At 60.4% G+C, this 13,937-nt stretch carries 10 protein-coding genes; 2 read left to right on the forward strand and 8 right to left on the reverse strand.

Annotated elements, in window-relative coordinates:
* Window positions 1-98 precede the first annotated feature (98 nt).
* The 5 genes from asd to leuC all read right to left on the reverse strand — a co-directional run bounded on the left by asd (window position 99) and on the right by leuC (window position 5,376).
* Window positions 99-1,211: an aspartate-semialdehyde dehydrogenase gene (asd, locus tag ACHPFG_RS21480; RefSeq protein WP_027604071.1), complete on the reverse strand. Its 1,113-nt coding sequence runs from the start codon at window positions 1,209-1,211 to the stop codon at window positions 99-101.
* A 64-nt stretch (window positions 1,212-1,275) separates the two neighbouring features.
* A complete protein-coding gene (gene leuB, locus ACHPFG_RS21485; RefSeq protein ID WP_017530190.1) occupies window positions 1,276-2,358 on the reverse strand; it encodes a 3-isopropylmalate dehydrogenase in 1,083 nt (360 codons plus the stop codon).
* A 52-nt stretch (window positions 2,359-2,410) separates the two neighbouring features.
* Window positions 2,411-3,175 carry a class I SAM-dependent methyltransferase gene (locus ACHPFG_RS21490; RefSeq protein WP_431700346.1) on the reverse strand — a complete coding sequence of 255 codons (765 nt, stop codon included), beginning with the start codon at window positions 3,173-3,175 and terminating at the stop codon, window positions 2,411-2,413.
* 127 nt (window positions 3,176-3,302) lie between these two features.
* Entirely contained in the window at window positions 3,303-3,947 is a 645-nt protein-coding gene (leuD, locus tag ACHPFG_RS21495; RefSeq protein ID WP_424087215.1) for a 3-isopropylmalate dehydratase small subunit, read from the reverse strand.
* A gap of 10 nt (window positions 3,948-3,957) precedes the next feature.
* Window positions 3,958-5,376 (reverse strand): 3-isopropylmalate dehydratase large subunit, encoded by a 1,419-nt coding sequence (gene leuC, locus ACHPFG_RS21500; RefSeq protein ID WP_053128838.1) that lies wholly within the window; start codon window positions 5,374-5,376, stop codon window positions 3,958-3,960.
* Window positions 5,377-5,516: 140 nt separating this feature from the next.
* On the opposite strand from leuC, the gene ACHPFG_RS21505 reads away from it, so the two are divergent.
* Both ACHPFG_RS21505 and ACHPFG_RS21510 read left to right on the forward strand, forming a co-directional pair.
* On the forward strand, window positions 5,517-6,407 hold the full coding sequence (locus tag ACHPFG_RS21505; RefSeq protein ID WP_131700512.1) for a LysR family transcriptional regulator: 891 nt from the start codon (window positions 5,517-5,519) through the stop codon (window positions 6,405-6,407).
* Window positions 6,408-6,473: 66 nt separating this feature from the next.
* Window positions 6,474-9,752, forward strand: coding sequence for an EAL domain-containing protein (locus ACHPFG_RS21510; protein ID WP_431700347.1), 3,279 nt, complete (start codon window positions 6,474-6,476; stop codon window positions 9,750-9,752).
* A 3-nt stretch (window positions 9,753-9,755) separates the two neighbouring features.
* Here the strand turns inward: ACHPFG_RS21510 and ACHPFG_RS21515 are convergent, their stop codons facing one another.
* From ACHPFG_RS21515 to ACHPFG_RS21525, 3 genes are all read right to left on the reverse strand, one after another.
* Entirely contained in the window at window positions 9,756-11,012 is a 1,257-nt protein-coding gene (locus tag ACHPFG_RS21515; protein ID WP_431700348.1) for a hypothetical protein, read from the reverse strand.
* Between the two features lie 87 nt (window positions 11,013-11,099).
* The gene (locus ACHPFG_RS21520) at window positions 11,100-11,858 is read right to left on the reverse strand and encodes a hypothetical protein (protein ID WP_431700349.1); all 759 of its coding nucleotides are present in this window, start codon (window positions 11,856-11,858) and stop codon (window positions 11,100-11,102) included.
* 294 nt (window positions 11,859-12,152) lie between these two features.
* Window positions 12,153-13,610 (reverse strand): hypothetical protein, encoded by a 1,458-nt coding sequence (locus ACHPFG_RS21525; RefSeq protein ID WP_431700350.1) that lies wholly within the window; start codon window positions 13,608-13,610, stop codon window positions 12,153-12,155.
* Window positions 13,611-13,937: the final 327 nt, after the last annotated feature.

Consider the following 13,937-nt stretch of genomic DNA (forward strand, 5'->3'; position numbering starts at 1 on the left):
ATGTGGGAGGGGGCTTACCCCCGATAGCGCCCGAAAGAACAATAAAAAACCCGCGCCTGTCACCAGAACGCGGGTTTCTCTTTTACTGCTTCAGGCAATCAACGCTCGAGCAAAATCCGCAGCATGCGACGCAGCGGCTCGGCCGCGCCCCACAGCAGTTGGTCGCCGACGGTGAACGCGCCCAGGTACTGGGTGCCCATGTTCAGCTTGCGCAGACGGCCCACCGGTACATTCAGGGTGCCGGTGACCTTGGTCGGGCTCAGCTCCTGCATGCTGATGTCGCGGTTGTTCGGCACCAGCTTGACCCAGGGGTTGTGCTGGCTGATCAGCCCTTCGATATCGGCGATCGGCACGTCTTTGTTCAGCTTGATGGTCAGCGCCTGGCTGTGGCAGCGCATGGCGCCGATGCGCACGCAGATGCCATCCACCGGGATCGGGCTCTTGAACCGGCCGAGGATTTTGTTGGTCTCGGCCTGGGCCTTCCACTCTTCGCGGCTCTGGCCGTTCGGCAGCTCTTTGTCGATCCACGGAATCAGGCTGCCGGCCAATGGCACACCGAAGTTCTCGGTCGGGTAGGCATCGCTACGCATGGCTTCGGCCACACGGCGGTCGATGTCGAGGATCGCGCTGGCCGGGTCGGCCAGTTGATCGGCGACAGCGGCGTGGGTCGCGCCCATCTGCTTGATCAGCTCACGCATGTTCTGCGCGCCGGCACCGGACGCCGCCTGGTAGGTCATGGCGCTCATCCACTCGACCAGGCCGGCTTCGAACAGGCCACCCAGGCCCATCAGCATCAGGCTGACGGTGCAGTTGCCGCCCACATAATTCTTGGTGCCGGCATCCAGTTGCTGGTCGATGACCTTGCGGTTGACCGGGTCGAGGATGATTACGGCGTCGTCCTGCATGCGCAGGCTCGAGGCGGCGTCGATCCAGTAACCCTGCCAACCGGCTTCACGCAGCTTGGGGAAGACTTCGCTGGTGTAGTCGCCACCCTGGCAGGTCAGGATCACGTCGAGGGTTTTCAGCTCTTCAATGCTGTAGGCGTCCTTGAGCGGGGCAATATCCTTGCCCACGGACGGCCCTTGGCCACCTACGTTCGAAGTGGTGAAAAACACCGGCTCAATAAGATCGAAATCCTGCTCTTCCAGCATCCGCTGCATGAGCACGGAACCGACCATACCGCGCCAACCGATCAGACCTACACGTTTCATCGCAACTACACCTTGTTAAAAAGTGGGCCGCCTTGCAGCAACAACTGCAAGCGGGCCCGAGAGATTACAGATTCCGCAGCGCGGCGACTACTGCGTCGCCCATTTCTTGCGTACCCACCTTGGTGCAACCCTGCGACCAGATGTCGCCGGTGCGCAAGCCCTGGTCCAGCACCAGGCTCACGGCTTTCTCGATCGCGTCCGCAGCGTCGCTCAGGTTAAAGCTGTAACGCAGCATCATCGAGACCGACAGGATGGTCGCCAGCGGGTTGGCAATGCCCTGGCCCGCGATGTCCGGCGCCGAGCCGTGGCAAGGCTCGTACATGCCCTTGTTATTGGTATCCAGGGACGCCGACGGCAGCATGCCGATGGAACCGGTGAGCATCGAGGCCTGGTCGGACAGGATGTCGCCGAACAGGTTGTCGGTGACGATCACGTCGAACTGCTTCGGCGCACGTACCAGTTGCATGGCGGCGTTGTCGACGTACATGTGGCTCAGTTCGACGTCCGGGTAGTCCTTGGCCACCTCTTCGACGATTTCGCGCCACAGTTGGCTGGAGGCCAGGACGTTGGCCTTGTCCACCGAGCAGACCTTCTTGCCACGCACACGGGCCATGTCGAAACCGACGCGGGCGATACGGCGGATTTCACTCTCGCTGTACGGCAGGGTGTCGTAGGCCTGGCGCTCACCATTCTCCAGCTCACGCACGCCGCGTGGCGAGCCGAAGTAGATACCGCCGGTCAGTTCACGCACGATCAGGATGTCCAGGCCCGCCACCACTTCCGGCTTGAGGCTCGACGCGTCGGCCAGTTGCGGGTAGAGGATCGCCGGGCGCAGGTTGCCGAACAGGCCCAGTTGCGCGCGGATTTTCAGCAGGCCGCGCTCAGGGCGGATATCACGCTCGATCTTGTCCCACTTCGGGCCACCCACGGCGCCCAGCAGCACGGCATCGGCGGCGCGGGCGCGGTCCAGGGTTTCGTCGGCCAGGGGCACGCCGTGCTTGTCGATGGCGGCACCGCCGATCACGTCGTGGCTCAATTCGAAGCCCAAGCTGTACTTGCTGTTAGCGAGTTCCAGGACCTTGACCGCTTCGGCCATGATTTCCGGACCAATACCGTCGCCAGGGAGAATCAGAATCTGCTTGCTCATGGGTTCCTCATTTCATCGAGCGACCCGCCCGTGGGCAGGTCGGGAAAATTAATCAGCGTTCGGCCCATACCACCAGCACGTCGGTGCTGAAGGTACCGTCGGCTTGAATCTCGTAGTAATCGCGCACTTCCTGGCCCATCGCCTGCTGCAGCGCCAGGATCGCGGCGCGCAGCGCTTGCGGCGTGCGCATACGTTCGACCCACGAGGTGTATTCCAGGCGCAGGCGCTGGCGGCTGCTGTTGCGTACATGCAAACCGGCTTCGCTGAGCTGACGCATCCACTCGGCGGCGGAGTAGTCACGCACGTGGCTGGTGTCGCGCAGCACTTCGACGGTTTGCAGGTAAGTGTCCAACAGCGGGCTGCCCGGTGACAAGACATCCACAAACGCCGCCACGCCGCCCGGCTTGAGCACCCGGCGCACTTCGCGCAGGGCCAGGCCGAGGTCGCTCCAATGGTGCGCCGAGTAGCGGCTGAACACGAAGTCGAATTCGCCATCGGCGAACGGCAGGTGTTCAGCGGCGCCCTGTACGGTGCTGATATTGGTGAAACCGCGATCGTGCGCAGCGCCTGCCACCACGTCGAGCATCTGCTGGGACAGGTCGTAGGCCACCACGTCCTTGACCAGCGGCGCCACATGGAAACTCACATGGCCGGCACCGCACCCCAGGTCCAGCAGTCGCGCACCGCCCTGCCCGGCCAGTTCGGCCTGGAGCAGCGCGAATTCGGTGCCTTGGGCGTGCACGGCACTGCTCAGGTAGGCAGACGCCTGTTCGCCGAATTGTTTTTGCACGACTTGGGTGTGGGCGGTGCTGGTCATGGTGTTTCCCCTGGGTGTGTGTTGTTAACACTGGCCTCATCGGGGGCAAGCCCCCTCCCACATTTGGAATGCGTTCCCCCTGTGAGAGGGGGCTCGCTCCGATGGCGGCGGTCCTGCCTACATCAATTTAGGCGTCACGAAACAACCAGGGCTGGCTCGCCCGGTGCTTGGCTTCAAACGCGGCAATCGCATCGCCGTCCTGCAAGGTCAGGCCGATATCGTCCAGGCCGTTGATCAGGCAGTGCTTGCGGAAGGCGTCCACTTCAAAGTGGTACACCTTGCCGTCCGGACGGGTCACGGTTTGCGCGGCCAGGTCGATGGTCAGTTGGTAACCCACATCGGCTTCCACCGCCTTGAACAGCTCATCCACTTCCGCATCACTCAAGATGATCGGCAACAGGCCGTTCTTGAAGCTGTTGTTAAAGAAGATGTCGGCATAGCTCGGCGCGATGATGCTGCGAAAGCCATATTCTTCCAGGGCCCACGGCGCGTGCTCGCGGCTGGAACCGCAACCGAAGTTTTCCCGGGCCAGCAATACGCTGGCGCCTTGGTAGCGCTCGGCGTTGAGCACAAAGTCCTTGTTCAGCGGGCGCTTGGAGTTGTCCTGGTAGGCGTAGCCCACGTCCAGGTAGCGCCACTCGTCGAACAGGTTGGGGCCGAAACCGGTGCGCTTGATCGACTTCAAGAACTGCTTGGGGATGATCTGGTCGGTGTCGACGTTGGCACGGTCCAACGGCGCGACCAAACCGGTGTGTTGGGTAAAAGCTCTCATCGGGTTTTCCTCAGATCAATTCGCGAACGTCGATGAAACGACCGTTGACGGCAGCGGCGGCGGCCATGGCCGGGCTCACCAGGTGGGTACGGCCACCGGCGCCCTGACGCCCTTCGAAGTTACGGTTGGAGGTCGACGCGCAATGCTCGCCCGACTCCAGGCGGTCCGGGTTCATCGCCAGGCACATTGAGCAGCCCGGCTCACGCCATTCAAAACCGGCTTCGAGGAAGATCTTGTCCAGGCCTTCGGCTTCAGCCTGGGCTTTAACCAGGCCTGAGCCCGGGACCACGATGGCCTGCTTGATGGTCGAGGCAACTTTGCGGCCTTTGGCGATCACCGCCGCAGCGCGCAGGTCTTCGATCCGCGAGTTGGTGCAGGAGCCGATAAACACGCGATCCAACTGGATGTCGGTGATCGCCTGGTTGGCTTTCAAGCCCATGTACTTCAAGGCGCGCTCGATGGAACCGCGCTTGACCAGGTCGGCTTCCTGCGCCGGGTCCGGCACGTTCTGGTCGACGGCCAGGACCATCTCCGGCGAAGTGCCCCAGCTGACTTGCGGCTTGATCTGGGCAGCGTCGAGTTCAACCACGGTGTCAAACACCGCATCGGCGTCGGACACCAGGTCTTTCCAGGCTTCAACCGCGGCGTCCCAATCGGCGCCCGCCGGGGCGAAAGGACGGCCTTTGACGTATTCAACAGTTTTCTCGTCCGCCGCCACCATGCCCACGCGGGCACCGGCTTCGATGGACATGTTGCAGATGGTCATGCGGCCTTCGATGGACAAGTCGCGAATGGCGCTGCCGGCGAATTCGATGGCATGGCCGTTACCGCCGGCGGTGCCGATCTTGCCGATGACGGCGAGCACGATGTCCTTGGCGGTCACGCCGAACGGCAACTTGCCTTCGACGCGCACCAGCATGTTCTTCATCTTCTTGGCAACCAGGCACTGGGTGGCGAACACATGTTCCACCTCGGAGGTGCCGATGCCGTGGGCCAGGGCGCCGAACGCGCCGTGGGTGGAGGTGTGGGAGTCACCGCAGACCACGGTCATGCCCGGCAAGGTGGCGCCCTGCTCCGGGCCGATGACATGCACGATGCCTTGACGCACGTCATTCATCTTGAACTCAGTGATGCCATATTCGTCGCAATAGTCGTCGAGAGTCTGGACCTGCAAACGCGACACGGTGTCGACAATGGCGTCGATCCCGCCCTTGCGCTCCGGGGTGGTCGGCACGTTGTGGTCCGGGGTAGCAATGATCGAGTCGACGCGCCAAGGCTTGCGCCCGGCCAGCCGCAGGCCTTCGAACGCTTGTGGCGAGGTCACTTCATGGATGATGTGACGGTCGATATAGATCAGCGACGAACCATCGTCGCGCCGTTTCACTTCATGGGAATCCCAAAGCTTGTCGTAAAGCGTTTTGCCGGCCATCAGTCGGTCCTCATCAGCGGTATTTCTATGCGCCGGGCTTTTCAATAACCCTTTGGCTTGTGAGGCTGATGGTATGGCGCTACATTAAATAACTCAAATTCATATTTTTTATGCTTTGGATTACCAACTGGAATACCACCATGGACCTGGCCAACCTCAATGCCTTTATTGCCATCGCCGAGACCGGCAGTTTCTCCGGCGCCGGTGAACGCCTGTACCTGACCCAACCAGCCATCAGCAAGCGCATCGCCGGCCTGGAACAGCAATTGAAGGTGCGACTGTTTGATCGCCTGGGCCGTGAAGTCGGCTTGACCGAAGCCGGTCGGGCCCTGCTGCCGCGCGCTTATCAGATCCTTAACGTGCTGGACGACACCCGCCGCGCCCTCACCAATCTCACCGGAGAAGTCAGCGGCCGCCTCACTTTAGCCACCAGCCACCATATCGGCCTGCATCGTTTGCCACCGATCCTGCGTACCTTCACCCGGGAATACCCGAACGTGGCCCTGGATATTCAGTTTCTCGATTCGGAAGTGGCCTACGAAGAAATCCTCCACGGCCGCGCCGAAGTGGCGGTGATCACCCTGGCGCCCGCCCCCCATCACCTGGTACGCGCCACCCCGGTGTGGGACGACCCGCTGGATTTCGTGGTGGCGCCGGAGCACAGCCTCACCGGCAACCGCGACGTCAGCCTGGCCGATATTGCCGGCCACCCGGCGGTTTTCCCTGGCGGTAATACCTTTACCCACCATATTGTCAGCCGACTGTTCGAGGCCCAGGGCCTTACGCCGAACATCGCGATGAGCACTAACTATCTGGAAACTATCAAGATGATGGTCTCCATCGGCCTGGCCTGGAGCGTCTTGCCGCGCACCATGCTTGATGATCAGGTGGCGAGTATCGCTTTGCCGGGCATACAACTCAGTCGCCAGCTAGGCTATATCGTGCACACCGAAAGGACGCTGTCGAACGCTGCGCGGGCGTTCATGAGCCTGTTGGATGCACAGGTGGATCTGCCAGTGATACCGGTATGACGCTGTGCGGCCTCGGGTTCTGAGTCAACCCGCGTTGTTTGCCCATCGAGCCAAGGCCCTTTGATAATGCGCAACCCCGTCGACCCTGTGCCACCCCTGCCCCGCATTTACGCCCTGGACCCTCAACAGGCGGAACAAAGCTGGGACAGTGCCCCGCAACTGCTGGCAGCCCTTAATGCTGCGCGGCTGGGCGCGTGGTGCTGGGAAATCGACACCGGAAGAATAAGCTGGTCACGGGGCACCCAGGCGCTGTTCGGCTTCGACCCACGCCAACCGCTGCCCAAGGACCTGGATTACCTCGACCTGCTGGCGCCGTCGGATCGATCCCGGGTGGTACGCGCCTTTCATGCAGTGCTGGCCGGCGAGCCGTTCGAGCAGGCCATGCACCATCACATTCAATGGCCGGACGGCACTCATCACTGGCTGGAAATCAATGGCAGCCTGGCACCGGACAAGGCCGGCCGGCGCCGCATGATCGGCGTGATCCGCGAGACTACTCGCCAACGCGAGCGGGAGCACGCCCTCAGCCATTCCGAAAAACGCTTCGCAACGCTGTTTCACCTGTGCCCGAACATGGTGTTGTTGACCCGTCAGCGCGACGGCCTGATCAGCGAAGCCAACCAGTATTTCGAGATGCTCTTCGGCTGGCCGGTGGCTGATGCCATTGGCCGCACCACCCTGGACCTGGGCCTGTGGTGCCACCCCGAACAACGCGCGCAGCTGGTCCAGGCCACCCAGCGCAAAGGCGAACCCATCACCATGGAAGTGCAGTTCTGCGCCAGCAACGGCCAGATCCACGATGGCACCCTCAGTGCACAAAAGGTCGAGCTGGAGGGAGAGGCCTACTTGATCAGCACCTTTCTCGACACCACCGAGCGCAAAAACGCCGAAAGCGCCCTCAAGGACAGCCAGGAGCGCCTGGACCTGGCCCTGGACTCGGCGCAACTGGGCACCTGGGACTGGCATATTCCCACCGGTATGCTCTACGGTTCGGCCCGCGCCGCGCAACTGCACGGCCTGCCGCCCGAGTCCTTCCATGAATCGTTCGAAGCGTTTTTCGAGGGCATGCCCAAGCAAGAGCGCGAGAACATGCGCAACGCCTATCGAACCCTGCGCGAGGGCCCGGCCGGTAACTATCAACTGACTTACCGCGTACAACTGGAAGACGGCAGCTCGCGCTACCTGGAAAGCCGCGCCCGCCTCTACCGCGACGAACAAGGGGCGCCGCTGCGCATGGCCGGCACCCTGCTGGACATCACCGACCAAGTGGAGCGCGAACAACGCCTGACCGCCTCGGAAGAAAAATTCGCCAGCCTGTTCCAGGCCAGCCCTGATCCCATCTGCGTCACCGGCCTGGACAGCGGCGCGTTCATCGAGATCAACCCCGCCTTTACCCAGACCTTTGGCTGGACAGCGGCCGAGGTGATCGACAAGAGCGCCGAGCAGATTGGCCTGTGGGACGAATCAAGCAAACGCCTGCAACGTATCGAACAGGTCATTCGTGATCAGGCACTGAGCAATGTAGCCGTCGTGGTGCATCACAAGAACGGCCATCCCCTGACCTGCATGATTTCCAGCCGTTTGATCAAGGTGGGCGACCAGCCGTGCATCGTCACCACGTTGCGCGACATCACCCAGCAACAACGCTCTGAGGCCGCGCTGAAGGCCAGCGAAGAGAAGTTCGCCAAGGCCTTCCATTCCAGCCCCGACGCCATCTCCATCACCGAACGCGATACCGGCCGTTATGTCGAGGTCAACGACGGCTTCTGCCGCCTCACCGGCTATCGCGCCGAAGAAGCCATCGGCCTGACGCTGTACCAGATCGGCATCTGGGCCGATGAAAACCAGCGTGCGGCCTTATTGGCCGAATTGCAGATCAAGGGGCGTATCCCTCACCTGGAAATGCTCTGGCACAACAAGCGCGGCGACGTATTGGCGGTTGAAGTGTCGGTCGAGCCGATCACCCTCAATGAAACCCCGTGCCTGCTGCTGACCGCACGGGACGTGAGCCTGCTGAAAAACGCCCAGGCGCAGATCCGTCACCTGGCGTATCACGACCCGCTGACCAACCTGCCCAACCGTGCACTGCTGATGGATCGACTGAGCCAGCAGATTGCCTTGCTCAAGCGCCATAACCTGCGCGGCGCGTTGCTGTTTCTTGACCTCGACCATTTCAAGCACATCAACGACTCCCTCGGCCACCCGGTGGGCGACACTGTTTTGAAAATCGTCACCGCGCGCCTGGAGGCCAGTGTGCGCCTGGAGGACACGGTGGCACGCCTGGGCGGCGATGAGTTCGTGGTACTGCTCAGCGGCCTGGACGGCACGCGCACGCAAGTCAGCGCCCAGGTGCAGGAACTGGCCGATACCCTGCGCGAACTGCTTTCGGAGCCGATGTTCCTCGACGGCCATCGCCTGCAGGTCACCCCGAGCATCGGCGTGGCGTTGATTCCTGACCATGGCACGACCCCGGCGGACCTGCTCAAGCGCGCGGACATCGCCCTGTACCGGGCCAAGGATTCGGGGCGCAATACCACGCAGATGTTCCACAACAGCATGCAAAAAGCCGCCAGCGAGCGCCTGCGCATGGAAACCGACCTGCGACTGGCCCTGTCACGCGGCGAGTTCAGCGTGCATTACCAACCCCAGGTGGATGCGCGAGGCAACAAGATCGTCGGCGCCGAGGCCCTGGTGCGTTGGCAACATCCGCAGCTGGGCGCGCAGTCGCCGTCCGAATTTATCAAGGTCCTGGAAGACAGCGGCCTGATCCTCGAAGTGGGTACCTGGATCCTCGACGAGGCCTGCGCCGCCTTTGCACAACTTATTGCTGACGGTTTGGTGGACCCGCTGAATTTCAGCTTGTGCGTGAACATCAGCCCCCGGCAGTTTCGCCAGAACGACTTTGTGGAACGGGTGGAGCGCAGCCTCAAGCGGCATCAACTGCCCTGCAACCTGCTGAAGCTGGAAATCACCGAAGGCATCGTGATTCAAAACCTGGACGACACCGTGGCCAAGATGCGCCGCCTGAAAAAGCTCGGCGTCAGTTTTGCCATGGATGACTTCGGTACCGGCTACTCATCGCTGACATACCTCAAGCGCCTGCCGGTGGATGCGCTGAAGATCGACCAGTCCTTTGTACGCGACGCGACCCATGACCCCAACGACGCCGAAATCATCCGCGCCATCGTGGCCATGGCCCGCAGCCTGAACCTGGCGGTGATCGCCGAAGGCGTGGAAACCCCGGAACAACTCGCGTTCCTGCAAAAACTGGGGTGCCATTTGTTCCAGGGGTATTTGCACAGTCGACCGCTGCCGATCGAGGGGTTTCGACGGTTGTTGGGCTAGCCCTTACACCAGCTTTAACGCGGTGAGCGCTCTGCTCTTCCAGGACGACGCGTTCAAGTTGTACTTTTGCCCATACAGGTCCAGCGTCCCACCGATAACCGCCACAGAATGCCAACCGTCTGCAATCGTACCGATTGCACCGTTGACCAACTCCTCGATAGTGCTGTTACGGATGTAACCGAATAGGCCCAGGCGCTGGAGCGCCTCGCCTGGGTATTCGCCATCGTTGAGGGTTTCCAGGGCCACCGCAAAGCTTCTCCCCGCCCGGAAATCGTTGTTCTCCAACTGCGCCCGCTTGGCGCTGCAGGCGTAGAGGAAATTGGCATAGTCCAGCAGTACCGGGTCGCTGCCATAGAAGTTCGACGCAGCGGTTGCCTGCCTCAGCTCCTCATGGGTCAAGCGCAACCGGAAGCCATCGCGCATGCTCACTTCGCAGCCGGTCGGCGTTCTGTGGATGGCTGTGTAGATGCCTTCGGGGAAACGGGTGATGGCCGCCTTGATCGCCGACACCGTCACACAATTGCCCTCCACTCCTTGATAAAAACCGCCCCAGATATCGGCATGCCGGATGCTTTCCGACACTTGAGCCAGCACCCCGTCACGCTGCGGTGGCGTCTGACGATCATCAAACAGCACATACCCGTAGCCTTCGCCGTGGTTGTGATTGACCCCGCCCACCACGAGTTCAGCGCCAAAGTCATGGGTTTGACGCACCCAGGCCGAATTCCTGTCAGCCACGTCGCGGGCGGCCACCCACCGCGACAGCCCGTACACGCCCATTCCCTCCAGACAACGCTTGCTTGTCTCGCCCTCAAGGCTCTTTGCAAGGGCCGCCTCAAACGTCGAGTAACCACCCGACTTTTGCTTGCGCTTTATAAAGGCCGCCAACATGAAGTTGGCATGCCTGACCACGTCAGGGTCCGGCCCCATGACCCCTGAAGCCTGTGTGACCCGCTCAAGCTCTGCCTGGGACACATACACCCTGTGTTGATCCTTCATGGTGACGGCATATCCTTCACCCACAGGGGTTACTTCGTTGAAAACATCGGTGGGGCGCGAGCCGAGGGTCATCATCATCATTTTGATAACGGCCACGTGAGTACTGCAGTCAACGTTTTCGCCGAATCGACGCTCGGCGCCATGAAGTGCACTCACAGGGTCATCCCCTTTCGCGCCGGGCTTCATGCTGGACATACTTGAAAGGTGCTCAGGCAAGCGAATCGCCATGCCGGTGCCACGGCCATCAACAGAAGCGTTCATGGATCTGCTCCTAAAGCAGGACTGCTGGAAAATATGCAGCCAGAAACCCTGGCTGCATCCCTTGACCAGGAAACAAGTACGCGCCGCTCAAACCAGTGCGATGGCCTGCCCGTGTGTCGGCGCGCCACCTGGTCGCCCGTATAACTCCTCGCGACCATTGATCACAGCCACTGAATGAAGGGATCGGTTACACATGCCCAACTGACCGTTGGCGAGGTCTCGCACGCTGACCGTCCTCATGTATTTTCTCAAACCCAAGCGCTCGAAGCCTTCACCGGGGCCACGCTCATCCTCACCATCGTTCAAGCTGCTCACGCCAGCCTGAAAACTGCGTCTGGCCCGACCGTCGTTATTTTCCAGTTGTGCGCGCTTGGCACTCACGGCGAACAGGAATTGCGCATCCTTGAGCATGCCTTTATCAGGGCCGATGAATTTCGAACCGGCCGCGCCTATTCGCAACTCCTGGTCGCTCAGGGTAAGGACATAGTCATCGCGCATCGTTATCCGATAGCCATCGCCGACTCTAAGTACCTCCTTATAAATATCCGTGGGGCTTTGGCCGAACTTGTACATCGCCGCCTTGATGGCCGATACCGTGACACAGTTACCATCCGGCCCTTGACGGAAGCCACTCCAGATATTGTCGGGCTTGGCGCCATTGCGCTTATCGGACAAGTTCGGAATATGGGCCGGGACATTCCGTCTCGGTTCCGGTGCAGGTATCGGTGCAGGTACAAATGGAGGGGTGACTTCCGGTTTCGGCGCAACATCGCGATCACTCTTATCCGGTTTAACCGAGACCAGGTTAATCAATTGAGTGACTAATGAGTTGAACAACGTGATCAAGTTTGCAATCGGAGCTAAGTGATCTCCTATCGCAACACTATTTGGCCGAACAGTGACAGGCGTAGATACGGAGCCTGCTCTAAAACCAGCACTTTCTGGCTTGGAAGGCAGCACAGTTTCATTGATAGCGGTTGGTAACTCCCTATGCAACACCTGACGCACATCCACTGTGCGAGCAATATTATTAATTGGGTAGCATGACATGATTGTCTCTCTACATTCTTAGCGATTCTCCGAACATTACGTCCGGAGAACGCTGTTTCTATCGAAGAGGTCGAAATACGACGCCAGGCATCAGGTCCTTGCGCGGCGACGATTGATAAAGCTCCAACCTTTGAGATCTGCGTGAGATTCGGCTGGGCCCGGGCTAGTCACATCAGGTGCAGGCTTTGGCACGATTGGGTTAACCGGCGGCTGCGGTGTGTCCTCGGGCTTGGGCTGCGGCGTCACCGTGGTTGGCGGCGTAGCGTCGGGCTTGGGCTGCGGTGTCACCGTGGTTTGCGGCGTAGCGTCGGACTTGGGCTGCGGCGTCACCGTGGTTTGCGGCGTAGCGTCAGGCTTGGGCTGCGGTGTCACCGTGGTTTGCGGCGTAGCGTCAGGCTTGGGCTGCGGTGTCACCGTGGTTTGCGGCGTAGCGTCAGGCTTGGGCTGCGGTGTCACCGTGGTTTGCGGCGTAGCGTCAGGCTTGGGCTGCGGTGTCACCGTGGTTTGCGGCGTAGCGTCAGGCTTGGGCTGCGGTGTCACCGTGGTTTGCCTGCCTTTGTCGTGCTCGGCCCTGATATCTGGACAGTGGCAATGGCCGACATTGACTTCCACCTTCACCTGCGCATTCGCATCGTTGGTGACGTGGATGCCAGGTTGGGGAACTGGAGGCAGATAACGAGGGGTCGGTTTAGGCGGTATCACCTGAAACACGCCATCATCCGTTTTGATCTTGACCTTCATCTGATCGTCCCCGTCCGGCGCGGTCTTGGGTAACGGGTTTACGCCTGGCTGAACTTTCGGCTGATCCGCGGTGTTCGGCATAACCTTCGGCAACGGGATGGCGTCTGGCTGCACTTTCGGCTGATTCGCGGTGTTCGGCACCACCTTCGGCAACGGGTTGGAGTCTGGCTGCACTTTCGGCTGATCCGCGGTGTTCGGCACCACCTTCGGCAACGGGCTGGCGTCTGGCTGCACTTTCGGCTGATTCGCGGCGTTCGGCACCACTTTCGGCAACGGGCTGGCGTCTGGCTGCACTTTCGGCTGATCTGCGGTGTTCGGCACCACTTTCGGCAACGGGCTGGCGTCTGGCTGCACTTTCGGCTGATTCGCGGCGTTCGGCACCACTTTCGGCAACGGGTTGGCGTCTGGCTGCACTTTCGGCTGATCCGCGGTGTTCGGTACCACCTTCGGCAACGGGCTTGAGTCCGTGCTGATTTTTTTCTGAGGGTCTGTACCCGAGTTAACCTTGGCCGACGTATCAGAGCTGGTCTTCAGGTCAGGAGTTATATTTTTCCCCGTTACCATTTCCCGCATGGCCCTGAAAACTTGTTCAAGCATGTCAAACAACTTAGACAGCGCCCCTGCGCTAATCATCATCTCGCCCTGCGAACCTCGGGAGAGGTCTTGCTGAATAGTGGGCGGAATAACTTTTGAATCATTAGTGGCGGTACCGGGTGATCCCCCCGTTTTAGAAAGTACTGGTACCTGCGAATCATTGGGTGTTGCATCAAACTTCACAAAAGGCGAATTATTAATCGAGAAAGACATTATCAATATTCCTTAGTCAGCGCCGCCATGAGCATGAGCACATAGGACAGCGACAGGATTTATGGAGGCCGAAAACAACATTGTTGCATCTCAGTCCCTTCATTCGTGGAATCTGACGCCATCAAGTTCCAGAAATCGCGATTCACATAAGGAAAGGAAACCAAACTTTCGGACTTTGCCTCATCGGTATCCCCAGAAAGCCGCGATTCAACCCGCATGCGCGCATTGCCGGTAGACACAAGCACTAATAAACCGCCGGGCATGTCATTAAGAGAAATCATTAGCCGCCCCATTAAATCAATGTTTGTGCTAGTTCACGCGCACAGG

It is taken from the genome of Pseudomonas sp. BR20 (genome assembly GCF_050780135.1).
Taxonomy (GTDB): domain Bacteria; phylum Pseudomonadota; class Gammaproteobacteria; order Pseudomonadales; family Pseudomonadaceae; genus Aquipseudomonas.